The organism is Micromonospora sp. NBC_00362, from assembly GCF_026342155.1.
GTDB lineage: Bacteria > Actinomycetota > Actinomycetes > Mycobacteriales > Micromonosporaceae > Micromonospora > Micromonospora hortensis.
In genome coordinates, this window is record NZ_JAPENH010000001.1 from 1,151,673 (window position 1) to 1,174,616 (window position 22,944).

General features: G+C 70.8%; 23 protein-coding genes. 7 read left to right on the forward strand and 16 right to left on the reverse strand.

What is annotated here, in order from left to right:
- Window positions 1-39 precede the first annotated feature (39 nt).
- A complete protein-coding gene (locus tag OG992_RS05145) occupies window positions 40-600 on the reverse strand; it encodes a hypothetical protein (RefSeq protein WP_266302540.1) in 561 nt (186 codons plus the stop codon).
- Between the two features lie 693 nt (window positions 601-1,293).
- Between OG992_RS05145 and OG992_RS05150 the strand changes: the two genes are divergently transcribed.
- Entirely contained in the window at window positions 1,294-1,635 is a 342-nt protein-coding gene (locus OG992_RS05150) for a hypothetical protein (protein WP_124770765.1), read from the forward strand.
- Window positions 1,632-2,291 (forward strand): nucleotidyl transferase AbiEii/AbiGii toxin family protein, encoded by a 660-nt coding sequence (locus OG992_RS05155; protein ID WP_266302541.1) that lies wholly within the window; start codon window positions 1,632-1,634, stop codon window positions 2,289-2,291. The genes OG992_RS05150 and OG992_RS05155 overlap by 4 nt, the downstream gene beginning before the upstream one ends.
- 40 nt (window positions 2,292-2,331) lie before the next feature.
- Here OG992_RS05155 and OG992_RS05160 read toward each other — a convergent pair whose 3' ends face one another.
- Complete coding sequence (locus OG992_RS05160; RefSeq protein ID WP_266302542.1) at window positions 2,332-3,234, reverse strand: SDR family oxidoreductase; 903 nt, start codon at window positions 3,232-3,234, stop codon at window positions 2,332-2,334.
- A gap of 185 nt (window positions 3,235-3,419) precedes the next feature.
- Here OG992_RS05160 and OG992_RS05165 point away from each other — a divergent pair, with 185 nt between their 5' ends.
- Window positions 3,420-5,210, forward strand: coding sequence for a bifunctional UDP-sugar hydrolase/5'-nucleotidase (locus OG992_RS05165; protein WP_266302543.1), 1,791 nt, complete (start codon window positions 3,420-3,422; stop codon window positions 5,208-5,210).
- A gap of 58 nt (window positions 5,211-5,268) precedes the next feature.
- Here the strand turns inward: OG992_RS05165 and OG992_RS05170 are convergent, their stop codons facing one another.
- Both OG992_RS05170 and OG992_RS05175 read right to left on the reverse strand, forming a co-directional pair.
- Window positions 5,269-5,442 carry a hypothetical protein gene (locus OG992_RS05170; protein WP_238685690.1) on the reverse strand — a complete coding sequence of 58 codons (174 nt, stop codon included), beginning with the start codon at window positions 5,440-5,442 and terminating at the stop codon, window positions 5,269-5,271.
- Window positions 5,443-5,526: 84 nt separating this feature from the next.
- The gene (locus OG992_RS05175; RefSeq protein ID WP_266302544.1) at window positions 5,527-6,687 is read right to left on the reverse strand and encodes a geranylgeranyl reductase family protein; all 1,161 of its coding nucleotides are present in this window, start codon (window positions 6,685-6,687) and stop codon (window positions 5,527-5,529) included.
- 148 nt (window positions 6,688-6,835) lie between these two features.
- Between OG992_RS05175 and OG992_RS05180 the strand changes: the two genes are divergently transcribed.
- Together OG992_RS05180 and OG992_RS05185 are read left to right on the forward strand one after the other, a co-directional pair.
- Complete coding sequence (locus tag OG992_RS05180) at window positions 6,836-7,072, forward strand: hypothetical protein (protein ID WP_091397890.1); 237 nt, start codon at window positions 6,836-6,838, stop codon at window positions 7,070-7,072.
- Window positions 7,073-7,157: 85 nt separating this feature from the next.
- Entirely contained in the window at window positions 7,158-8,597 is a 1,440-nt protein-coding gene (locus tag OG992_RS05185; protein WP_266302545.1) for an MFS transporter, read from the forward strand.
- A 115-nt stretch (window positions 8,598-8,712) separates the two neighbouring features.
- On the opposite strand, the gene OG992_RS05190 is transcribed toward OG992_RS05185, so the two are convergent.
- The 4 genes from OG992_RS05190 to OG992_RS05205 form a co-directional block, all read right to left on the reverse strand.
- Window positions 8,713-9,273, reverse strand: coding sequence for a hypothetical protein (locus OG992_RS05190; RefSeq protein ID WP_266302546.1), 561 nt, complete (start codon window positions 9,271-9,273; stop codon window positions 8,713-8,715).
- Window positions 9,274-10,145: 872 nt separating this feature from the next.
- On the reverse strand, window positions 10,146-10,775 hold the full coding sequence (locus OG992_RS05195) for a hypothetical protein (protein ID WP_238685694.1): 630 nt from the start codon (window positions 10,773-10,775) through the stop codon (window positions 10,146-10,148).
- A gap of 13 nt (window positions 10,776-10,788) precedes the next feature.
- Entirely contained in the window at window positions 10,789-12,567 is a 1,779-nt protein-coding gene (locus OG992_RS05200; protein ID WP_266302547.1) for a DUF4012 domain-containing protein, read from the reverse strand.
- Between the two features lie 124 nt (window positions 12,568-12,691).
- Window positions 12,692-13,918 carry a glycosyltransferase family 4 protein gene (locus tag OG992_RS05205; protein ID WP_266302548.1) on the reverse strand — a complete coding sequence of 409 codons (1,227 nt, stop codon included), beginning with the start codon at window positions 13,916-13,918 and terminating at the stop codon, window positions 12,692-12,694.
- 168 nt (window positions 13,919-14,086) lie between these two features.
- On the opposite strand from OG992_RS05205, the gene OG992_RS05210 reads away from it, so the two are divergent.
- Window positions 14,087-14,641, forward strand: a complete 555-nt coding sequence (locus tag OG992_RS05210) for a low molecular weight phosphatase family protein (protein ID WP_238685697.1) — start codon at window positions 14,087-14,089, stop codon at window positions 14,639-14,641.
- Here OG992_RS05210 and OG992_RS05215 read toward each other — a convergent pair.
- Window positions 14,622-16,085: a polysaccharide biosynthesis tyrosine autokinase gene (locus tag OG992_RS05215; protein WP_266302549.1), complete on the reverse strand. Its 1,464-nt coding sequence runs from the start codon at window positions 16,083-16,085 to the stop codon at window positions 14,622-14,624. The genes OG992_RS05210 and OG992_RS05215 overlap by 20 nt on opposite strands.
- Window positions 16,086-16,410: 325 nt before the next feature.
- Between OG992_RS05215 and nhaA the strand changes: the two genes are divergently transcribed.
- Window positions 16,411-17,775, forward strand: coding sequence for a Na+/H+ antiporter NhaA (gene nhaA, locus OG992_RS05220; RefSeq protein ID WP_266302550.1), 1,365 nt, complete (start codon window positions 16,411-16,413; stop codon window positions 17,773-17,775).
- Window positions 17,776-17,883: 108 nt separating this feature from the next.
- Here the strand turns inward: nhaA and OG992_RS05225 are convergent, their stop codons facing one another.
- From OG992_RS05225 to egtB, 7 genes are all read right to left on the reverse strand, one after another.
- Complete coding sequence (locus OG992_RS05225) at window positions 17,884-18,081, reverse strand: hypothetical protein (RefSeq protein WP_238685700.1); 198 nt, start codon at window positions 18,079-18,081, stop codon at window positions 17,884-17,886.
- Window positions 18,082-18,085: 4 nt separating this feature from the next.
- Entirely contained in the window at window positions 18,086-18,409 is a 324-nt protein-coding gene (locus tag OG992_RS05230; RefSeq protein WP_266302551.1) for a hypothetical protein, read from the reverse strand.
- Window positions 18,406-18,768, reverse strand: coding sequence for a DUF1622 domain-containing protein (locus tag OG992_RS05235; RefSeq protein WP_238685702.1), 363 nt, complete (start codon window positions 18,766-18,768; stop codon window positions 18,406-18,408). Before OG992_RS05235 ends, OG992_RS05230 begins: the two co-directional genes overlap by 4 nt.
- Window positions 18,769-18,807: 39 nt before the next feature.
- Complete coding sequence (locus OG992_RS05240) at window positions 18,808-19,395, reverse strand: TMEM165/GDT1 family protein (protein WP_266302552.1); 588 nt, start codon at window positions 19,393-19,395, stop codon at window positions 18,808-18,810.
- A 218-nt stretch (window positions 19,396-19,613) separates the two neighbouring features.
- Window positions 19,614-20,579, reverse strand: coding sequence for an L-histidine N(alpha)-methyltransferase (egtD, locus tag OG992_RS05245; protein WP_266302553.1), 966 nt, complete (start codon window positions 20,577-20,579; stop codon window positions 19,614-19,616).
- 20 nt (window positions 20,580-20,599) lie between these two features.
- Entirely contained in the window at window positions 20,600-21,376 is a 777-nt protein-coding gene (gene egtC, locus OG992_RS05250) for an ergothioneine biosynthesis protein EgtC (RefSeq protein WP_238685704.1), read from the reverse strand.
- A 43-nt stretch (window positions 21,377-21,419) separates the two neighbouring features.
- A complete protein-coding gene (egtB, locus tag OG992_RS05255) occupies window positions 21,420-22,781 on the reverse strand; it encodes an ergothioneine biosynthesis protein EgtB (protein ID WP_266302554.1) in 1,362 nt (453 codons plus the stop codon).
- Between the last annotated feature and the right edge of the window lie 163 nt (window positions 22,782-22,944).

Genomic DNA, 22,944 nt, shown 5'->3' on the forward strand with positions numbered 1-22,944 from the left:
CTTGTGCTGGGTGCTTGTGGTGTGGCGTTGTGGTGCTGGTCAGCTGTTCCAGTGCTGGGCGACGAGGTCGGTGGCCTGCTGCTCCCACTGGGCGTAGGCGTCCGGGTACGCCGACACCTGTACGGTCTGCGCGGCGTCGGTCAGGGCCATGTCCTGCCACCCGTCGACCTGCTTCAGGCCCTTGAGGAACGCGGTCGTGGAGTAGGCGGGGTCGGTGATCTGCTCCGGCGTACCCCAACCCGAGCTCGGGCGCTGCTGGAACAGGCCCAGCGAGTCGTGGTCGTTCAGGTCGCCCAGGTGACCCAGGTTCTCCAGCTTCGACTCCTGCAGGCTCGTCGCGATCGAGATGACCGCGGCCCGCTCCGGCAGACCGGCCTTCTTCGTGGCGGCGATGATCGCCTTCACGTTCGCGGTCTGCTCGTCGTTGAGGCTGATGCGCGACTGGTCGCCCTGCGGCTTCTGCGCCGCCGACTGCACGGCCACCGCGACCGGCTTGGCATCCACCGGGTTGGCGTGGGCGGCGATCGGGCCGGCGAAGACACCGCCGGCGAACGCGAGACCAGCAACAGACAGCATGCTCTTACGGAAGATCGTGTTCATGGGGGTAGCTCCTTCGGGGGTAGAACACCCACACCGCCAAAAAGGGGGAACGGCAGTGACGGGTGTGAGCACCTCGTCCGGCGCTGCATCAAACGGGGAAAAAGTCTTGGGGGGTGACACCCTGTGGGGCGTCGGGTCGGCGACCTGCCGAGCCGGGGGGCTCGTGGCGCCGGGACCCTGTGCAACGACCCGGGGGCCGCGGTCATTCCGGGGTCGGCCCACCTACCGGCACCCTCATCGAGGCGGCGCCCGACGGTCGTTCGTGGGGACTGCAACGACCGGGTGGAGGCTGGCATTCCAACCTGCGCGACCAGCCCTCAGGGTCGGGCCGCGGGCCGGTGGTACTGCGATCGTCAGGGTATGTAACGACCCCGGCCCGGCCATCATTCCGGCCTGAGGGTGCGCCCAGTCACCACCCACGAACGGACAAACCACCCACAACCACCGGGCCGACAGCGCCGAACCGACCCTCACCTACGGGATCCACTCAGGTTCACTCAAGTCGGGCCATCCCGGACACCCAGCACACCCCGACGGCCGCAAACACAAGTCGATCACGACCGGGCCGAGCACGCGAAGCACACACAAACCGGACAGACTTCGCGGCTGAGCAGGGCCATGTCGGCGCGCCTGGCGCAGCGGGTTGGGATCGACCTGAGCGACACCGGCTCTGGTGGGCGTTACCCTGACACCATGCAGGCCGTCTCCCCCACCGCGACCGGCGTGGCCTTTCTGGCCCGCCCGGGTCGCCCCGCTGTGGTGGCGCGGACGCTCGCCGAGCTTGCCGGCCCCACCCGAGGTGTGGTGGAGCTGCCGGTACGGCTGATGTGGAACGCCGAGCGCACCTTCGACCTCGGCGACCCGGACCAGCTGCTCTGGATGTACGAGAACGTGCTTCGCGAGACCACTCGGGCCGAGGATCTGCGCGCTCTGATCAACGGGCGGACACTGCGTCGGGTGTGGCGACTGCTCAACCTGCCTCGGGGCGTACGCCAGGCGTGGGAGAGCCGGCACCGCGGCCTGCGCGCGGCGTGATCGAACCTCATCTGCACGAGTTCTACCGGGAGGTGGCCCGGGTGGCGCTTGCCGCCGCCGGGCCGTACCGGTTCGTGCTGGGTGGTGGGGTGGCCTGGGCGGCGCACGGGCTGGTCGCCCGACCGACGGAGGACGTGGACCTCTTCGCGGACGTGGAGGGTGCCGCGGCGGCCGCGTCCGCCGGGGTGCGGGTGGCCCTGGAGCGGGCCGGGTTCATCGTCAGCGACGCCGACCCGGACAGCGAGCTGGCCGAACTGTTCGACGGGTACGAGCAGGACATGAAGGATTTCGTGGTGAGCCGCGACGGACGGCAGATCCGGCTCAGCCTCGCCCGGTTGGACCGCCAGCAGAGCCCGGTGGTGATGGACCTGGGTCCGGTGATGGACGTTCGTGACCTGGTGGCGAACAAGATCGCGGCGTTGGTCAACCGTCGGGAGGTTCGCGACTTCATCGACGTGGCCGCAGCTCTCGACCACTACGACGTGACCGAGCTGTTGGTGCTGGCACGGCAGGTCGACCCGGCGCTGGACCCGGACGACGTCCGCGCCGCCGGCCGCTACCTGGACCGACTCTCCGACCAGCGTTTCGGCCGCTACGGCCTGGGCGGCGCCGACGTCGCCGAGATCCGGCAACGCTTCGCCGCCTGGCCACGCTGACCGGGTGGGCATCCCGAGCGGACGCCCACCCGCCGGCCTGTCACTTGGTCGGTCGACCGCCCGTGACCCCCAGGATCTCGCCCGTCACGTAGCTGGACTCCTGCGAGGCGAAGAAGACGTACGCGGGCGCAAGCTCAGCCGGCTGCCCGGGACGCCCCTCCGGGGTGTCGGTGCCGAACTGCTTCACCTTCTCCTCCGGCATGGTCGACGGGATCAGCGGCGTCCACACCGGCCCCGGTGCGACAGCGTTGACGCGGATTCCCTGCTCGGCCAGGTCGGCGGCGAGGGCCTTGGTGAAGTTGGCGATCCCCGCCTTGGTGGTGGCGTAGTCCAGCAGCTGCGGCGACGGGTCGAACGCCTGGATCGACGACGTGTTGATGATCGCCGACCCTTCGGCCAGGTGCGGAATGGCGGCCTTGCAGAGCCAGAACATCGCGTACAGGTTGGTCTTGAACACCCGGTCGAACTGCTCGCTGCTGATGCCGAGGATCCCCTTGTCCTGCGACATCTGGTACGCCGCGTTGTTCACCAGGATGTCGAGGCCGCCCAGGTCGCGCACCGCCCGGTCGACCAGTTCCTGGCAGTGCGCCTCGTCGGTGATGTCACCGCGTACCGCGACGCCCCGCCGGCCGGCGGACTCGACCAGCCGGATGGTCTCCCGGGCGTCGGCGTCCTCCTCCTCACCGAGGTAGGAGATGAGCACGTCCGCGCCCTCCCGGGCGAAGGCGATCGCGACCGCCCGGCCGATCCCCGAGTCACCGCCGGTGATCAGCGCCCGCTTGCCGTCGAGCTTGCCGCTGCCCCGGTACGACTCCTCCCCGTGGTCGGGCTTGGGGGTCATCTCCCTCGTCGAGCCGGGCGCTGACTGCTGCTGTGCGGGTTGACCGGACTGCTGGCCGTACTGGCTGGTCGGGTCCTGCTGGGTGTGCTGGTCCTCGCTCACTGAAACTCTCCTCGCTGCGCGCGGGAAGCGGGGCTTTCCCGCGAATGCCGTCCCTGACGGCCCTACCCTGCGTCGGCCTGCGGAAACCGCTGCATCGATCGGGGCTGCCGTGGCGGGAGTGCCGGGTGCTGGTTATGGTGCGCAAGGCGCTCACGAGGCGCGTCCACCCCATGGAAAGGCACGTCATGACCTCTCCCTCCGGCCCGTCGCGCCGCCAGGTGCTCGTTGCCGCCGCGGCCGCGGCGACCACCCCGCTGATCGCCGCCGCGCCCGCGCAGGCGGCCGGCGCGGCCCGGCCGCGCACCTGGGACCTCACCCTCCTGGGCACGTCGGACACGCACGGCAACGTCTACAACTGGGACTACTACCGCGACGCCGAGTACGACGACAGCAAGCAGAACGACATCGGCGTGGCGAAGCTGGCGACCCTGATCAATCAGATTCGTCGGGAGCGGCGCGGCAAGGCGACGCTGGTGCTCGACGCCGGCGACACGATCCAGGGCACGCCGCTGGCCACGTACTACGCCAAGCAGGAGCCGATAACCGCCACCGGGGAGAAGCACCCGATGGCACGGGCCATGAACGTCATCGACTACGACGCGGTGACGCTGGGCAACCACGAGTTCAACTACGGTCTGCCGTTGCTGGACCTGTGGATCCGTCAGCTCGGCTTCCCGGCGCTCGCCGCGAACGCCGTCAACGCGAGGACCGGCAAGCCGGCCTTCCTGCCGTACGTCATCAAGAAGGTCTCCCTCGGTTTCGCCGCGCCGACGCTGCGGGTCGGCATCCTGGGGTTGACCAATCCCGGTGTGGCCATTTGGGACAAGGGCAACGTCGAGGGCAAGCTACGCTTCGACGACATGATCGCGACCGCCGCGAAGTGGGTGCCGATCATGCGGGCCCGCGGCGCGGACCTCGTCCTGATCTCGGCGCACGGCGGCGACAGCGGCACCTCCAGCTACGGCCCCGAGCTGCCAAACGAGAACCCGGTGACGCTGATCGCCCAGCAGGTGCCGGGGATCGACGCGATCCTCTTCGGTCACGCGCACAACGAGGTGGTCGAGCGGTTCGTGACCAACGAGCGCACCGGCACGCAGGTGCTGCTCTCCGAGCCGTCGAAGTGGGGCCAGCGGCTCACCCGGATGGACTTCACCCTCACCCGTGAGCGCGGACGGTGGGCGATCACCAAGAAGGCCGCCACCATGCTGAACACCAACACTGTGGTCGAGGACCCGAAGGTGCTCGCCGCCGTGCGGGCCCAGCACCAGAAGACCATCGCGTACGTCAACCAGGTGGTCGCGCAGTCCACTGTGGAACTGTCGGCGGCGGCGTCGCGCTACGAGGACACGCCGATCCTGGACTTCATCAACCACGTGCAGACCGAGGTGGTCGGCGCGGCGCTGGCCGGCACGGCGTACGCGGACCTGCCGGTGCTGTCGATCGCGGCGCCGTTCAGCCGGACCGCCGTCTTCCCGGCCGGCGACGTGAAGATTCGCGACGTGGCCGGCCTGTACGTGTACGACAACACCCTCGAGGCGGTAGTGCTCAGCGGCGCCGAGGTGCGCGCCTACCTGGAGTACTCGGCGAAGTACTTCCGTACGTTCGCGCCGGGCGCCCCGGTCGACCCGGAGCAGATCAGCGACCCGGCGGTGCCGGACTACAACTACGACGTCTTCTCCGGCCTGGACTACGACATCGACATCTCCAAGCCGGTCGGGCAGCGGATCACCCGCCTGGTGCTGGCCGGCACCGACACTCCGGTGGCGGACAACGCGCAGTTCGTGGTGGCGGTGAACAACTACCGGCGCAGCGGCGGCGGCAACTTCCCCGGCATCGTGAAGACCCAGGTCTACAACGCGCAGCAGGAGATCCGTCAGCTGCTCATCGACTGGGCGCAGGCCAAGGGGACGATCGACCCGGCCGACTTCTTCCAGCCCAACTGGCGTCTCGTACGCGAGGGCGTGCCGGTCTTCTGACCGCAGCGCTTCACGAACGGGCCGTGGGTGGCGACACCCGCGGCCCGTTTCGCGTTTCTCAGCCCTGCACGTTCCAGCGGATCGGGTCCTCGGACTCCTCCGGCCGGTCGCGCCCGGGATCGGTCTCGGTCAGGGCCACCCGCTCGTCGGGCCGGACGGCGGGCGGCAACTCCCCGAACCGCGCGTGACGCAGAAACTCGTACTCGTCGTCGGTGAACGGCTGCTCGGTCATCAGCACCTCCCCTGCTCCCGTTGTGATTGTCCGGCGATCGCGCCGGTCGACACCAGTAGCCGGACGCACACCCTCTAAGGCATCCTAGGATCCTGGGTGAGCGGTGGTGGCCTGGCGCGACGGATGGGACAACCGGTCGAGCACCGCGAGCGCCGCCCGGATCGGGCGGCGGCCCAGCATCTCGTCGAAGCTCGCCCGCCCCTGGCAGAACTGCACGAACATCCGCCAGCCCGGCGGGGTCGCCAACAGGGCGTGGAACACGTCCGGGCGACGGGTGAACACGTCGAGCAGCCGGAACCCCGCCCGCATCTCCGGCAGCAGACGCTCGGCCACCGCCCGCTCGTACCCGGCCAGGTCACCACCCGCGGCCGCAGCGCCGGCCAACTCGCCGGAGCGCAACGCGAAGCTGATGCCCTCCCGGCTCCACGGCTCCAGCAACCCCGCCGCGTCCCCCACGACCAGCACCCGGCCGTTGCGCAACGGTGAATCCTCCGCGCGGCAACGGGTCAGGTGACCGGAGTCGTGCTCCGCCGGCAACCCGGTCAGACCCAACCGGTCGACGAACCTCCGCAGGTAGTCGCGGGTCCCCTCCCCCGCACCCCGCGCGGCGATCACGCCGACGGTCAGCCGGTCGCCCTTGGGAAAGACCCAGGCGTACGAGCCCGGCATGTCGCCCCAGTCCAACAACAGCCGGCCCCGCCACCGCTCCTGCTCGGCGGGCGGCACCGGAATCTCCAACTCCAGACCCAGATCCACCTGCCGGTACCGCACTCCGACGTGCCGCCCGGTCACCCCCGACGAGCCGTCCGCCCCGATCACGGCACGAGCCGCGATCGTCGTACCGTCGGCCAGCCGCAGGCGTACCCCCTCGGGGTCCTGCTCGATCGCGCGGACCGCGACCCGCTCCCGCAGTTGCGCGCCGGCGGCGACCGCCGCCTCGCGCAGCCGGTCGTCGAACTCCTCACGGCGCACCATCGTCACCACCGGACTGCCGTTGCGGCGGGTGAACTCCCGACGGCCGTCGCGGGTGAACGTCACCCGGTCCACCCGGTCGTGCGCGGGCACCTCGATCCGATCCTGAACGGCCGCCAGCGAAGTGCCGATCAGTCCACCACCGCAGGTCTTGTACCGCGGGTGCACGGCTCGCTCGACGACAAGGGTGGAGACGCCAGCACGGGCAGCGGCGTGCGCCGCGGACAGCCCCGCGGGGCCAGCGCCGACAACGACGAGATCCCAAACGATCACGGAAGCAGCCTAGGGCACCTTCCTCGCCCGACCGCCGGACCCGCCCGCCGTCGCGACCGCCCGATCGGGTGTGCATCTTCGGGCACCGAGGGGGTAACCGGCGCACGGCAACCGCCACCGCAGTGGCGGACGAGCACAAGGAGGAACCATGCAGCAGGTGCAACTGTCGGAGGCCGAGCAACGGGTGTACCAGGCGGTCACCACCCTCGAGGCACGCGGGCAGGTGCCCTACCCGGACCTGATCGCCGAGGAATCCGGGCTGACCGCGGAGCAGGTGGGCAGCCCCCTGCACCTGCTCACCGAGAAGGGCCTGCTGCATCGCGAGGACTCACCGATGGCCGGCCTCGACTTCGGTCCCCGGTTCTGCGCCCGCCAGATGGCGTGACCGACGGAACCAGCCGGCACGGTTCGCCCCCCGACGACCCGGGTAGCGGTCAACCATGCATGACCGAGGGTCGACGGGGGGCGCGGTGAGCGCGGCGCAGACGCCGCAGCCGGTGACAGCGGCCGAGAACCGACGACGCTGGCAGGCGGTCGGCGTCGGACTCGTCGCCGCCTTCATGACGCTGCTCGACGTGAGCATCGTCAACGTGGCCGTGCCCTCCATCGACCGGGCACTGCACGCGTCGTCGAGCGACCTGCAGTGGATCCTCTCCGGGTACGCGCTCACCTTCGGACTGGCGCTGGTGCCCGCCGGCCGCTTCGGCGACGCCCGCGGCCGGCGCAACGCGTTCGTCTTCGGCATCGCGCTGTTCACCATCACCAGCGCGCTCGCCGGGCTCGCCACCTCCCCGACCTGGCTGGTCCTCGCCCGACTTCTGCAGGGCGCCGCCGCCGGCATCGTCAACCCGCAGGTCATCGGGCTGATCCAGCAACTGTTCCGCGGGCCCGAACGCGCCCGCCCGTTCGGGCTGCTCGGCGCCACCATCGGCATCTCCACCGCCGTCGGGCCGCTGCTCGGCGGACTGCTCATCGCCATCGGCGGCGAGGAACACGGCTGGCGCTGGGTGTTCTTCGTCAACGTGCCCGTCGGTGTCCTCGCGGTGATCCTCGGCTGGCGGCTGCTGCCCGGCCGCCCCAGCGGCCAAGCCGGCTGGCATCGACTCGACCCCGTCGGCGTCCTGCTGCTCGGCGTCGGAGTGGTCCTGGTCCTGCTGCCACTGGTACAGGAGCAGCAGTGGCAGACCCCCTGGAAGTGGGCGCTCATCCCGGTCGGCCTGGCGGTGTTGGTCGCCTTCGGGCTCTGGGAGCGACGGTACGCACGCCACCACCAACCCCTGTTCGACCTCCGGCTGTTCAGCTTCCAGTCGTACACCCTGGGGTCGATCCTGGCGCTCGTCTACTTCGGCGGCTTCACCGCGATCTTCTTCATCTTCACCCTGTTCCTACAGATGGGCCTCGGCTACAGCGCCCTCGTCGCCGGCCTGGCCATCACCCCCTTCGCCCTGGGCTCCGCCGCCGCCGCCGTGCTCGGCGGCCGCATCGTCAACCGCTTCGGCCGACCACTGGTCGCCATCGGACTGCTCACCGTGGTGGTCGGACTGGCCGCCACGGTGATCGCACTGCACCTCTTCCCGGACGCCCCGGCACCCTGGGTCACCGCCGGCCCGCTGCTCGTCGCCGGCATCGGCAGCGGGCTGGTGATCGCCCCCAACCAGACGATCACCCTCTCCGAGGTGCCGGTCGGGCAGGCGGGCAGCGGCGCCGGCATGCTCCAGACCGGCCAGCGGATCGGCGCCGCCGCCGGCATCGCCGCCGTCGGCTCGCTGTTCTTCTCCACGCTGGCCGACAGCCGCGGGGACTGGACCAACGCCTTCGAACAGTCCCTCATGCTCGCCACCGGCATCATCGCGCTCGCGCTGATCACCGCGCTGATCGACATCTGGCGGAGCCACAACCACAAAACCTGATCGGGGTACGCCGCTGGCCGGCACCCGGGGTTGCGGGTGCCGGCCAGCGGTCGGTGTCGTGCTGTGGTGTTGTCGTGCGGTGCGGTGGTGCTGGGTGCTTGTGTTGTGGTGTGGGTCAGCTGTTCCAGTGCTGGGCGACGAGGTCGGTGGCCTGCTGCTCCCACTGGGCGTAGGCGTCCGGGTAGGCCGAGACCTGTACGGTCTGGGCGGCGTCGGTCAAGGCCATGTCCTGCCATCCGTCGACCTGCTTCAGGCCCTTGAGGAACGCGGTGGTGGAGTACTCAGGGTCGGTGATCTGCTCCGGCGTACCCCAACCACTGGACGGGCGCTGCTGGAACAGGCCCAGCGAGTCGTGGTCGTTCAGGTCACCCAGGTGACCCAGGTTCTCCAGCTTCGACTCCTGCAGGCTCGTCGCGATCGAGATGACCGCGGCCCGCTCCGGGAGACCAGCCTTCTTCGTAGCGGCGATGATCGCCTTCACGTTCGCGGTCTGCTCGTCATTCAGGCTGATACGCGACTGGTCGCCCTGCGGCTTCGGCGCCGCCGACTGCACAGCCACCGCGACCGGCTTGGCATCCACCGGGTTGGCGTGGGCGGCGATCGGGCCGGCGAACACACCACCGGCGAACGCGAGACCAGCAACAGACAACATGCTCTTACGGAAGACCGTGTTCATGGGGGTAGCTCCTTCGGGGGTAGAACACCCACACACACCGATCGGGGGAACGGCGGTGACGGGTGTGAGCACCTCGTCCGGCGCTGCAACAAACAAAAAAGTCTTGGGGGTGACGCTGGGGCGTCGGGTCGGCGACCTGCCGAGCGCGGGGGGCTCGTGGCGCCGGGACCCTCTGTAACGACCCGAGGGCCGCGGTCATTCCGGGGTGGCCCACCTGCCGGCACCCTCGTCGAGGCGGTGCCCGACGGTCGTTCGTGGGGGTTGTAACGACCGGAGGGCCGGGGTCATTCCGACTTGCCCTCAGGGGTCGGGCTGCAGGTCGGTGGTACTGCGATCGTCAGGGTATGTAACGACCCCGGCCCGGCCATGATTCCGGCCTGAGGGTGCGCCCAGTCACCACCCACGAACGGACAAACCACACACACCCACCGGGCCGACAGCGCCGAACCGACCCTCACCTACGTGACCCGCTCGGGTTCACTGAAGTCGGGCCATCCCGGACACCCAGCACACCCCGACGGCCGCAAACCCGAGCCGACCACGACCGGGCCGAGCACGCAAAGGCCGAAAGACGGACACCATGCCCTGGGCTGGGGCCCTCACCGTGACCGCCTTGAAGGCCGTCCGCCGGTGTCACCCACCCCACCCGGGAAGAGACTGTCGCCGGTGAAGAGGCGCGGGCCGGGCTGAGTCTCGACGCGTCGGCCGTACCCAGGTGTGTCGACGTCGACATCGGCGGGCATGGCCGTACCGATCATGGCCCGATGAACGGCGTTGGCGGGCCGCCCTCTCTCTGAACAGGCTGGCGCCCGTCGGAGTGTTCCGACGGGCGCCAGCTTGAGTGCTGTCCGGGCGCAGCCCGGTGGTGTGGATTAGTGCGCCGCGCCACCGAAGCGCTGGCGGCGACGCCAGGCCAGGGTCAGCAGCAGCATCACGGCTCCGGCGCCGACCAGGCCGCCACCGAGCTTCATGGGCGTGCCGAGGCTGTCACCCGTGACGGGCAGCGGCTGCTTCTTGTGCAGCACCCGCAGCTCGGTGGTGGCGGTACGGCCGGACTCCCGGCCCGTGGCGGTGAAGGTCAGCAGACCCGTCACCGACGGCTTGTAGCTCTTGGTGAAGCGGCCCTGGCCGTTGGTGTACGCCGTGAAGTGCAGGGGCGCGCTCGCCTGGTAGGCAACCGGAGCCATGGCCACGGTGCTGCCGTCGCTGCGGCGAGCCGGAGCCGCACCGCCGGCCGGAGCGGCCTGCGGAGTGACGGTCACGTTGATGTCGACGGTCTCGTTCGGGCCGAAGTTGGTGCCGGTCAGCACCACCGTCTCGCCGAGGTAGATCGTCGGGCGGTTGACGGTCAGCGACGCGGCGGTCGGCGGGTACGGCGGTGGTTGCGGCGGATCGGTGGTCGCGGTGGGCTGCGGCTGCGGCTGTGCCGCCCCCGCTGCCGTCGGCACGGCCACCACGGCCAGGCCGACCGTGAGCGCCATGATGATGCGGGATAGCCGCATGATTGGTTCCCTCCTACTGATCACAGCTTGGTGCGGAATGAACTTGGGTGGTCCAGGGGCTGGCGGTGGGGGTCAGCCACAGCTCGGCCTGTCCGACGCCGGTCTTGGCCGTCAGCACGGTGACCTCCAGCGCCCTCTCGGCGCCGGGCCCGACGTCGACGCTGGCCGTGGCCACCTGGCGGCGGCGTTCCGTGCCGCTGCCAAGCGCCGTCTCGGCCCCGTCCAATCGGGCCTCCAGCACCGCTCCACCAGCCGGGCTGAAGATCGACACCAACGTGCGGGCGGTGTACGGATCGCCGGCCAGGCCGAGGCCGAGCACGGATTTGCTAAGTCCGGACTTCGGCGCCGTTGAGCGCAGGGTCACCCGTAGCCGAAGCTCACGGCGACCGTCCGACCGGCATTCGCCGACCATCAGGTTCGCCGTCGGCCGCAGGTAGTAGCCGAGCTTCGCGCCGCTGCCGTCGTTGAGGAACACGCCGACGGTCGGCACGGTGTCCTGTTCCGGAAGCGTCCCGGCCATCCGGCTCTCGCCGAATGTCCGCTGTTCCTCAGGTCGGGCACTCCAGAACAATATCCGGCGTTCAGTGATAGCACGGTCAAATGCGGACAACAACACCCGCGGGTTGACATTCTTCTTGAAGAAGGCGTCAAACACCGCCGACGCCGACGCCGCGAAGAACTCGTCCTGCTGTTTGACGTCGAGGCGCTGGTAGCTGTCGTTGAGCAGGGTCTGCACTACCTTCTCGCTGGCGAGCGGGACACCGCCGGGCACCAGCACCGGACCGGTCGCCTTGAGCAGGTAGGACAGCACCACCGGATCGACGGCGAGCACGCCGTCGACAGTGGCGCCGGTCTTGCGCCGGAACATTTCGCGGTACAGCGTGGCGGCGGTCGGGAAGTGCGGGGACAGATTGACGTCGGCGGGGTAGATGCCGGGCAGGTCCGTCCAGAGGGCCCGGGTCTCGGCGGGCACCTTCAGCGCCGGGGTGAACTGACCGAGCGAGGACGTGCTGCCCTGCTTGCCCATCTTGACCTTGCCGTTCTCCGCCTCGATCATCGCGTACGCGCCGAACATGCCGCCGGTGGCGCGCAGCTCGGCGAGGTTCTGCGAGACGAGCAGGTAGCGGCGAGGGCCGTTCGCGCCGAGCAGCGGCGGGAGGAGGCGGGCGCCCTGGTCGGCAGCCGTGGTGAGGCTGGCCAGCCGGTCGATCTCGTCGCGCAGGTCGCTCAGCGCCTGCCGGATCTGGCTGACCAGGCTGTCGGCTGGCACCGCCGCCAGGTTCTGGCGGGTCCGTTGCACGGACTCGTGCACCCCGGTCAGCTCCGTGGAGACGGCGGCGAGCCGGGCGAGGTCCACCCCGCCGCCGGTCGGCACCAGGCTGGCCAGGTCCGTCCGGAGCAGGGTCGGGAACGCGTGCCGGGCCAGGTCGTCGATGGCGACGGCGATCTGCGCGACGGCGTCGAGGTCGTCGCCGGCGATCGGCGTACGCCGTCCGAGCTGCCAACTGGGGTCGGCCGTTGCCGAACGGGCCGCGCCGGCCTGCTCCTGGAGGGCGGCGAGCGTCCGCAGGGCACGGTCGGTGTCCCCACCGACGATCTGGGCGCTCAACTCTCGGGCCAGGCCAGCGGCGTTGAGCAGGTGAGTGCGCGCCTGCCAGCCGCGGAAGCCGATCCACCCGGCGGTCGCCAGTAGCAGCGAGCCGACCACCAGGGCGCCAAGGAGCGCCCGTCGCAGTCGGGCCCTCCGACGACGCCGGGAACGGCTCCGCCGCCGGATCGGACGTTCGCTCACCGTCACACCTAACTCCCATTCGCGGAACCGGACAGAAGGTCGATTCCCTGACGTTCTTAACACGCCTGAGGGAAGTTCGTACCGTTATTGCATTTCTGGTCCTTTAAGCGAGTTTCCTTCGCAGTTACGTGGCCGGCTCTGCGACCCGCCCGGCCGCCTCGTGCAGCAGCCGTTCGATCTGGTCCACGCCCGCGGGCAGCGACATCTCGCGCAGGTACGCGGCCCGCCCCCGGCGACCCATCTCGGTGCGGCTCGGCGGCGGAATAGTGGCTGCCAACCAGAACCTGTCGGCCAACGCCGCCCAGTCCTCGGGCGGGCAGGACAAACCAGCCCGAACCCGTTCGACCAACTCGGCCGTGTCCCCACCGGCGGAGGCGATCACCGGCGCGGCGCAGGACAGCGCGGCCTGGAGTTTGCCGGGTACCGTGCCGCGCAGCTCCGGAAGGTCGCGCGACATGACCAGCTGATAGTCGGCGGCGGCGTACAGCTCGGGCATGTCGACCGGCGACCGCCGCTCCAGGAAACGGACGTTCTCCGCGCCCAGCTCGGCGGCGAGCCCCCGCACCCGCCGCTCCGCCGCGCCCGAACCGACCAGGACGAGATCCATCGTCCGGTCCAGTGCCGCGGCCGCACGGACCGCGGTCTCCAGCCCCTGTCGCGCCCCGATGGTCCCGGCGTGCATCACCACGCACCGACCGTCGCGACGGACCAGCTGGCGGGCCGCCGCGCCTGGCGTCGCCGGGTAGAAGATCCGCTCGTCGGTCCAGTTCAGCACCAGCCGGACCCGGGTCGGGTCGGCGCCGGCGGCGACCACCAGGTCCCGCATCGACGGCGCCGCGACCGCGATTCGCGCCGCGGTCCGGTAGATCCGGGTCATCGTGCTGCCCATCCGCGCCGCCCAGCGCCCCTCGCCCCCCTCGTCCGCGCCGTCGCTGGTCCAGACGTCCTGCACGTGCAGGACCGCCGGCACCCGCCCGAGCAACCGGAGCACCCCGGCGGCGGCGAACGTCGTCGCCGGCAGTTGAAAGACGTAGAGCGCGTCCACGTCGCCCAGGAACCGGCGGGCGACCAGCCCCGCGCTGCCGGCGAAGGAGAGGTAGCTGGCCATTCGGCCGCCGACGGACGCGGCACCCCCGGGGTACCGGGGCACCCGTCGCACACTCAGCCGTTGGCTGTGCGTCTCGTGGTGCCACCGCTGTCGCCAGCCGGGATAGACGTGGCCGCCGGGGTAGTCCGGAAAGCCGGTGAGAACCCGTACCTCGTGCCCACGCGCGGCCAGCTCCTCGGCGAGACTCCCCGGGATGAACGCCGGCTCGGGCGGAAAGTGGTACGACAGGATGCCGATCTTCACCGGTGCGCCCCCGTCCCACAGGGATCGCCGACGATCGGCGCGGCACCACGACCGGCCGGCGTACGGCGCGCGTACGATGCCGACAACCCCTCCCCGCGCGGCCACCGGCGTCGACGCACCGCCCCCGCGGTGCGCGCTTCGGTGTCCGTACCGATGAGAGGGGCACCGATGGCTGATCGCGTGTTGTTCGTCTGCCACGCCAACCTGTGCCGGTCACCGATGGCCGAGTACCTGGCCCGCCGGCTGCTGGCCGACCGACCCGTCGAGGTGGTCAGCGCCGGCACCGACGCGATCGACGGGTTGGCCATGCACCCGTACGCGCTGGAGGTCGTGACCGAGAGCGGCACGGACCCGGCGGCGTTCCGGACCCGGGGATTGCGCCCCGAGTATCTGGTCGACGCGACGCTCGTGCTCACCGCTACCCGACGCCAACGCTCGGTCTGCACCGCGTTGGCACCGGGAGCGCTGCACCGGACGTTCACGCTGCGCCAGTTCGGCCGGCTGGCCGCGGCGGCCGAGCCGCCCGCCGACTCGGCCGACGACCCGCTGCGGGCGGCGATCGCCGCCGCCGCCCAGGCACGGGGACGGCTGCAACCCGCCGCCCCTGACGAAGACGACCTTCGGGACCCGATCGGCGGTACCGCGGCCGACTTCCGACGCTGCGCCGAGGAGATCGAACGCTCGCTGCGACCCCTCGCCGCGCTCATCGGGGCAGCCGGGTGAGTTCCTGGGTGTGGTCGGGGACGCCGTTGACCCCGTCGGCGGTCGCGCTGTGCCGGCCGGACGCGGCCCGGTCGGCCGGCACCGACGTCTCGGCCGTCGAGGCCACCACCCGGTAGGCCTCGTACTGGTACGCCTCGGCCTTGGCCACCTTGGCCATGTTCAGCACGCAGCCGAGCAGCCGGACCGAGACCGAGTGCAGTGACCGGGCCGCCGCGGCGACCTGGGTCCGCGAGGTACGGCCCTGCTGGGTCACCAGCAGCGCGCCGTCAGCCTGCACTGCCACCACCACCCCGTCGGTCACCGCGAGCAGCGGGGCGGTGTCGATGATCACGATGTCCGCCGACTCGCGCAGCGCCAGCAGCAGGTCCGACATGGCCTTGGAGCCGAGCAGCTCACTCGGGTTCGGCGGGGCCGACCCGCTGGGCAGCACCAGCAGCGACTTGTCGCCCCAGCGCTGTACGACGTCGCCCACCTTCACGTCGCCGACCAGCACGTCGGTGAGGCCGACGCCGGCGTCCAGGCCCAGGTAGTCGTCGACCTTCGGGCGGCGCAGATCGGCGTCGACAAGAAGCACCCGCCAGCCCGCCTCGGCCAACGCGATGGCCAGGTTGCAGGAGAGCGTGGTCTTGCCCTCGCCCTGCAGGGCGCTGGTCACCGCGATGACCCGGGCCGGCTCATGGACGTCCACGAAGCGCAGGTTGGTCCGCAGCTTGCGCACCGCCTCGGCGCGCGCCGAGGTCGCGGCGTCGCCCACGATGAGCGGAGCGCTGCGCGCGTTGGCCTCGAACGGAATCTCACCGAGCAGCGGGCTGCCGGTGGCGCGTTGCAGGCCGGCGGCGTCGCGCAGTCGGACGTCGGCGACGCCGCGCAGGATCGCCAGGCCGATGCCGAGGAGCAGACCGACCAGCCCACCGAGGGTGAGGTTGCGGACCGGCTGCGGCGAGACGGGGTTGGCGCTGACCCGCGGGCCACTGACCACCTCGATCTTGATGGGCGCCTTGCCCTCCGGCGTCGTCTCCACCTTCTGTACGAGTTCGACGAACTTGTTGGCGAGGCTCTCCGTCACGCGCAACGCGCGAGTCTGGTCGGTGTCGGTGACCGATGCCCGCAGCAGAACGGTGCCGGTCTCGGTGGAGGTGCTCACCCGGCGCTGCACCTCGTCCGCGGTGAGGCCAACCGGGGTCTCGGCCACCACGCTCTGCGCCAGCCGGTCGCTGCTGAGCAGGTCGGCGTACGACTTGACACGCTGCTGGAGGAAGAGCCCGCCCTGGTAGGCGTCGGTGACGCCGGTGTTGGGGGTGGTGACGAAGAAGGTCACCGAGGCGACGTACCGGGGTTGGGCCCGTACGGTCAGGAACGCCGAGACGCCGAGAGCCACCATGACCGTGACCAGCGCGACCCACCAGTGCCGACGCACGTGGCGCAATTGGCGGAGCAGGTCCATCAGGAGCGCCCCCGTGCCGGTCCGGTTACGGCAAAGAACTTCACGAAAACCCCCAAGGTCGTCTCTAAACTCGTGAAACCATTAAAGCCGTTCATACGGCTTATGTCCGGAGTTACCTATATTCCGGCGGCGAGATGTGCGCCCGCATGACCAACCCGACAAACGTCCAATCGGCAGCGGCGACAACGGGGAAAAGTCGAAGACCGATCGGACAGCGTCCGATCGGCCCAGCGGTCGCCGCCGACCGCGCCGCCGGATAGGGTCGACAGCGGTGTGCCGGGAAGTCTGGTCGGCGAGTGGATTCCTGCCGTCCCGACTCCTGTAGGTGAGCCCGAAGTTGACCATCCCCACCCCGCCGTCCGGCCCGCGTCCGCCGAAGACCCGGCTGTTCTCCCGATCGTCCTGGCCACAGGCCCGGCACCTGGCCGACGTGCTGCGCACCGAGACCGTCGGTGGCGCGCTGCTGCTGTCAGGTGCCGTGATCGCGCTGGTCTGGGCAAACTCCCCGTGGTCCGACTCGTACGCCCGCCTCGGTGAGGTGGTGCCCTGGCCCGGCGCGCCCTGGCACCTCGACCTGAATCTGGCCACCTGGGCGGCGGACGGCCTGCTGGCCATCTTCTTCTTCGTGGTGGGCCTGGAGCTCAAACGGGAGTTCGTCGCCGGTGACCTCCGCGACCCGCGCCGAGCCGCGCTGCCGATAGCTGCCGCGCTCGGCGGGATGCTGCTGCCGGCGCTGATCTACGTGGCGGTGGTGCTGAGCGGGGGCGGGGAGGGCCTGCGCGGGTGGGCCATTCCGACCGCCACCGACATCGCATTCGCGCTCGCCGTGCTCGCTGTGGTCAGCTCACATCTGCCCCAGGGCCTCCGCGCATTCCTGCTCACCCTCGCGGTGGTCGACGACCTGTTCGCGATCACCATCATCGCGATCTTCTACACCGCCGATTTCCACCCCGTGCCGCTACTCGCCGCGTTCGCGCCGATCGCGCTCTTCGCGGTGCTGGTGCAGCGGGGACGCACCTGGTGGTGGGCGCTGATCCCGCTCGCGATCGCCGCCTGGACACTGATGCACGCCTCGGGCGTGCACGCCACTGTCGCCGGTGTCCTGCTCGGCTTCACGGTCCCGGTGCTCGCCCGTCGGCCGGCTGGCCAGCCGGCCACCGCGAGCGCGGAGGCGGGCGAGGGTGGGCTCGCCGCCCGCCTGGAACACCGCTGGCGGCCGGTGTCGGCCGGCTTCGCGGTGCCCATCTTCGCCCTCTTCGCCGCCGGGGTCACCCTGCGCGGCGCCGACCTGGGCGCCCTGCTGAGCGACCCGATCGTGATCGCCATCGTCGCCGCCCTGGTGTTCGGCAAGAGCATCGGCATCTTCGGCTCGACGTACCTGCTGGCCCGGTTCACCCGCGCCGAACTGGACGAGGACATCACCTGGGCCGACCTGCTCGGGATCGCCCTGCTGGCCGGCGTCGGCTTCACCGTCTCGCTGCTCATCGGCGACCTGGCGTTCGGGGCGGGTAGCACAATCGACGACCGGGTCAAGGCGGCCGTGCTGCTCGGCTCGGTGATCTCCGCCGGGTTGGCCGCCGCGGTGCTCAGCCGCCGCAACGCGGCGTACCGGAGGGTGGCGGAGAAGGAGCGGCTGGACGCTGACGGGGATGGCGTACCCGACGTCTACCAGCACCCCGACGCCCGCTGAACGCGCCGACGCGCCGGGGTTGACGCGAAGCGTCGAGGGGTGGCGCGGCGCGGCGAGCGCGGGTTCGCCGTCGTGCCGCGCCACCGCACCACTGGCGCGGGTTTGCGCTCAGTGGCGACGGTCGGCGGGCGGCAGGTCCTCGGTCTCCTCGACCAGCGCCTCGGCCGTCGGCGCGGTGAGGTCGTCGCCCGGCACCGCCACCGCCTCGACGCGATCCTGCTCGTCGGGCTTCCCGCCAGGCGGCGGCTCCGGGGCGGTGGCACCGCCGGCGTAGCCGTACTCGTTCGGTTCGTCGTGCCGGCTCATGTGGTCATCCTCCCGCTTTTCCCGTTTCACCTGTCGAGGCCAACGGTAGGTGGTGATCGTCCTCGGCGCAGCGCGCCGGGGATTGTCGGCCGGACCATGGGGGTGGGTGGCTGAGCGCCGCCCCGAGCAGCTGACGCAGGGCGATGATCGCCACCGCGCCGGCCAGGCCGTTCCAACCCGGTTCGCCGGCGAGCCGGAGCAGGCCGGCCGCGCTGAGCAGATCCAGCAGTACCCGGACCCCGCTGCGCAGCGCCCCGGTGGTGAGTGTGGTGAGCACCCCGGCGACCAGCGCCAGGGCGGTGACCACCGTGACCAGGATGCCGGTCACGATTGGCGCTCCCCCTCGGCCACCTGACGCTGCTCCTGGCGGATCTCGCGGCCCAGGAAGTAGTTCAACGCCGTTCGGATCGTCGCGATGGCGGCCAGTTGGCCGATCTGCGTGAAGGACGGGGACACCGCCGTGCGCAGCACGTCGGCCGCCAGCTGGAATTCCAGGCCGAGGGTCAGAAAGCGGCCGAGCGAGAGCCGGATCGGCGTGAAGCGGGCGGCGCTGCGGTGTCGCAGCCCTTCGACCACGAACCGCACCGCCGCCCACACCGCGCCAACGAAGATCACCAGCGCGCCGGCCACCTCGACCACGGCAACCAGCACCTGGTCGCCCTGGCGCAACAACTCGGCCGGCTCCACCCCGGGCCGTTACCCGCCCTCCGAGCAGCTAGTCGGCGCTCAGGTCAGCTCGTTCACCGCTTCCAGGATCAGCCAGAGACCGGAGATGGCGAAGAGGATCGCGGCACCGTACTTGATGGTCTTCTCCGGCAGCCGCCGGCCGAGCATCCGGCCGACCAGGATGGCCAGCGCGTCCGCGGCCACCATGCCGAGGGTGGAGCCGAGCCAGGTGCCGAACCAGCCGTACTTGGTGGCGAGCGTGATCGTGGCGAGCATCGTCTTGTCACCCAACTCGGCGAGGAAGAACGCCACCGACACCGCCACCAGCACGGTCCTGTTGGTCTTCTCCGCCTTGCGCTTCTCCTCCTCGGTGAGCTTGTCCCCGCGTAACGTCCACGCACCGAACCCGAGGAACGCCACGCCGGCGACCAGGGAGATCCACTCGGTCGGCAGCACCGCCCCGAGGCCCGCGCCGATGGCGACCGACGCCAGATGCACCACCGCGGTGGCGACAGTGATGCCGATCAGCACCGGAATCGGTTTGAACCGCGTGGCGAAGGTCAGCGCCATCAGCTGGGACTTGTCCCCCAGCTCGGCGACGAAGATGACGCCGAAGCTGACGACCAGCGCGGCGAAAAATCCCTCCATGACGTCCTTCCCGTTCACGCCGGGAGGAGGTACAGGGGCGCCCTCGACCCGGCTGCAACAGCCTGAGTCGAAGGTCTCGCCCGCCCCGAGAAGAACCGGGGCCGCGTGGCCGGGTGCGGAACACACCAGTATGTCGACCACGACATTGGGGGCTACTCCCCTTCGCGTGATCAGCCTATCGGATCACCGTCCGGCCCGGCCGAGCCGGGTGAACAGGCTCACCGCGCCCGCGCCAGCGTGACGCCGAACAGCGCGTCCGGGTCGGTCCAGAACTCCGCGGTGGCGAAGCTGGCCGCAGCCAGCTCCGCGGCGATCCCCTCCCGGTGGAACTTCGCCGAGACCTCGGTACGCAGCTCCTCCCCCGCCGCGAAATCGACTGTCAGCCCCAGCACCCGCACGCTCATCGGCCGGGTCGCCCGCAACCGCATCTCGATCCACTCGTGGTCCGGATCCCACACGGCGACATGCTCGAACGCGGCCGGGTCGAAATCGGCGCCCAACTCCCGATTGATCACGTGCAGCACGTTGCGGTTGAACTCGGCAGTGACCCCGGCGGCGTCGTCGTACGCCGGCACGATCACCGACGGGTCCTTCACCAGGTCCGTGCCGAGCAACAACCAGTCGCCGACCTCCAGCGCGGCGCGCATCGCCGTCAGGAACTCGGCCCGCTCGGCGGGCAACAGGTTGCCGATGGTGCCGCCGAGGAACACCACCAACCGCCGACCGCCGGTGGGCAGCCGGTCCAGTTGTCGGGTGAAGTCCCCCACGATGCCCCGCACCCGCAGGCGGGGATAGTCGGCCGCGATCTGGGCGGTGGAACCACGCAGCGCACTGACCGACACGTCGAGAGGGACGAACGTGCCCAGCCCACCGCGGCGGGTGAAGGCGTCCAGCAGCAGCCGGGTCTTCTCCGACGAGCCGGAACCCAACTCGATGAGCGTCTTGGCCCCGGTCAACGTCGCGATGTCGGGAGCGTGCGCGGCCAGCACCTCCCGCTCGGCCCGGGTCGGGTAGTACTCGGGCAGTCGGGTGATCTCCTCGAAGAGTTCGCTGCCCCGAGCGTCGTAGAACCACTTCGGCGGCAGCCACTTCTGCCCGGCGCTCAACCCGGCCCGGACGTCGTCGCGCAGGCCACGCTCCAGGTCACCCTGTTCGAGGTAGATCTCCAGGGGTTCTGCGGTCATCGGTTCGCTCCTCTGTTCGATCAACCATTGCGTGCCTGCCCGGCGCGGCTCACCGGGGTCGGCAGTGGACGTACCAGCACCTCACCCGCGGTGGCGACGACGAGGTGCCCCTCCGGCACCGACCGCCACCCGGGATCGTCGTCGTGTGGCTCGGAGGCGAGCAGCACCGAACCCGGCGTCTGGCGGACCGACAACGCGTGCCCCGCCACGCTCGCCACCACGTGGTGCCCGTCGGTGAGCAGCAGGTTGAGCCGCGACCCGGGGGCTGCGGCGACGACGTCCGTCACCGTCCGCCCGACCGCCTCGACCGCATCGGCACCGGCGCGCAACCGATGCCGCACCAGCGCCCAGAGCAGCGCCGAGTCGGTGGTGGCGTCCAGAGTGAGCAGGTCACGCACCGGCAGACCGGCGGCGAGGGGCACCACGGCGTCCGGCCAGCCGCGGACCACACCGTTGTGGCTGAACAGCCACCGCCCCTCGGCGAAGGGCGCCGCCGCGCCGTCGAGCACCGCCATTCCGACAGTGGCCGAGCGCACCGCCGCCACCACCGCCGCGCTGCGGGTCACCGCCGCCAGTTGGGCGATGGTCGGGTCGCTCCAGATCGGCTGCGCCCGCCGGTACCGCACCGGCTCACCCTCACCCGGGTACCAGCCGACACCGAACCCGTCAGCGTTGATCGTGCCGCCGCCACGCATGTCACGGGGCGCCCAGGACTGCCGCACCAGCGAGTGCGGAGGATCGAACAACAGCTCGGCCAGGGTGACCGGCGGCCCCAGGTAGGCCAGGTGGCGACACATCAGCGCCCCCGGCCCGCCGCCGGGCCGCCGGTCGTGCGGCGACTCACCGGTACGACTCGTCCGGTCGCGCGTCCCTGGCGCAGCGGAAACCACTGAAGATCTGCCGGCGGATCGGATAGTCCCAGTTACGGAAGGTGCCCCGGCAGGCGGAGCGGTCGGTGCCGAACGAGCCACCGCGCAGCACCCGGTAGTCGCCGCCGAAGAAGACCTCCGAGTATTCGCGATAGGGGAACGCGGCGAACCCCGGATGCCCGTCGAACGCGGTCGAGGTCCACTCCCAGACGTCGCCGATGAGCTGGTGCACACCCAACGGCGACGCGCCGGCCGGATACGCGCCCACCGGCGCCGGACGCAGATGGCGCTGGTCGAGGTTGGCATGCGCCTCGGTCGGGTCGTCGTCCCCCCAGGGGTAACGGCGCGACCGCCCGGTCGTCGGATCCCACCGGGCCGCCTTCTCCCACTCCGCCTCGGTCGGCAGCCGCTTGCCGGCCCACGCCGCGTACGCCTGCGCCTCGTACCAGCACACGTGCACCACAGGCTCGTCGGCGCGGACCCGCGTCCACTGACCGAAGCGCCGATACGACCAGTCGTCGCCGTCGGAACGCCAATGCATCGGGGCGCTGAGCTGCTCCCGAACCCGGTGCTCCCAGCCGACCGGGCTCCACCAGCGCTGCTCGGTGTAGCCGCCGTCGGCGATGAAGGCCGCGTACTGGCCGTTGGTCACCGGGGCGGCATCGATGACGTACGCCGGGAGGTCGACCCGGTGCGCCGGACGTTCGTTGTCCAACGCCCACGGATCGGTGTCGGTGCCCATGGTGAACTCGCCGGCCGGCACCAGCACCTCCGCGCCGACCCGGACCGACGGCTCGGGCGGCGCCGGGGCGTGCAGCACCGCCGGCCCCGAGCGCAGCTGGTGGGTGGCGAGCATGGTCTCGTCGTGCTGCTGCTCGTGCTGCACGATCATGCCGAAGGCGAACCCGTCGGCGACCAGCGGTCGCTCGGTGAAAGTCACCGCGTCGAGCAGGTCGTGCACCTTGTCCCGAACGGTGGCCAGGTAGGCGCGCGCCTCCGCGGGCGGCAACAGAGGCAACGCGGGGCGGTCCCGGCGCGGCTGCTTGAACGCGTCGTACAACTCGTCGATGTCACACCGGACCGGTTCCCGGCCCCCGACGTCCCGCACCAACCAGAGCTCCTCCTGGTTACCGACATGGGCAAGGTCCCAGACCAGCGGCGACATCAGCGGTGAGTGCTGGCGCGTCAGGTCGACGTCGTCGACCACCTCGGTCAGCAACGCGGTACGGGCGCGCGCCCGCGCCAACTCCACAGCGATGTGGTCGCGCAACCGCTCGCCGTCGACCCGGCCCGCCCGCGAGGCTCGCCGAACCGGCTCACTCCTCGCGCTCACTGGGCCGTCCTCGGTTCGCGACTGCGAGGCTCGCAACCCCGGCTCACTCCTCGCGCTCACTGGGCCGTCCTCGGTTCGCGACTGCGAGGCTCGCAACCCCGGCTCACTCCTCGCGCTCACTGGGCCGTCCTCCGTTCGCGACTGCGAGGCTCGCAACCCCGGC

Excerpts from the sequence above, each read along its gene's own strand:
- OG992_RS05145 (WP_266302540.1), bottom strand. The coding sequence starts at position 600 with ATGAACACGATCTTCCGTAAGAGCATGCTGTCTGTTGCTGGTCTCGCG.
- OG992_RS05150 (WP_124770765.1), top strand. The coding sequence starts at position 1,294 with ATGCAGGCCGTCTCCCCCACCGCGACCGGCGTGGCCTTTCTGGCCCGC.
- OG992_RS05165 (WP_266302543.1), top strand. The coding sequence starts at position 3,420 with ATGACCTCTCCCTCCGGCCCGTCGCGCCGCCAGGTGCTCGTTGCCGCC.
- OG992_RS05170 (WP_238685690.1), bottom strand. The coding sequence starts at position 5,442 with ATGACCGAGCAGCCGTTCACCGACGACGAGTACGAGTTTCTGCGTCAC.
- OG992_RS05180 (WP_091397890.1), top strand. The coding sequence starts at position 6,836 with ATGCAGCAGGTGCAACTGTCGGAGGCCGAGCAACGGGTGTACCAGGCG.
- OG992_RS05190 (WP_266302546.1), bottom strand. The coding sequence starts at position 9,273 with ATGAACACGGTCTTCCGTAAGAGCATGTTGTCTGTTGCTGGTCTCGCG.
- OG992_RS05195 (WP_238685694.1), bottom strand. The coding sequence starts at position 10,775 with ATGCGGCTATCCCGCATCATCATGGCGCTCACGGTCGGCCTGGCCGTG.
- OG992_RS05210 (WP_238685697.1), top strand. The coding sequence starts at position 14,087 with ATGGCTGATCGCGTGTTGTTCGTCTGCCACGCCAACCTGTGCCGGTCA.
- OG992_RS05215 (WP_266302549.1), bottom strand. The coding sequence starts at position 16,085 with ATGGACCTGCTCCGCCAATTGCGCCACGTGCGTCGGCACTGGTGGGTC.
- OG992_RS05225 (WP_238685700.1), bottom strand. The coding sequence starts at position 18,081 with ATGAGCCGGCACGACGAACCGAACGAGTACGGCTACGCCGGCGGTGCC.
- OG992_RS05240 (WP_266302552.1), bottom strand. The coding sequence starts at position 19,395 with ATGGAGGGATTTTTCGCCGCGCTGGTCGTCAGCTTCGGCGTCATCTTC.
- egtD (WP_266302553.1), bottom strand. The coding sequence starts at position 20,579 with ATGACCGCAGAACCCCTGGAGATCTACCTCGAACAGGGTGACCTGGAG.
- egtC (WP_238685704.1), bottom strand. The coding sequence starts at position 21,376 with ATGTGTCGCCACCTGGCCTACCTGGGGCCGCCGGTCACCCTGGCCGAG.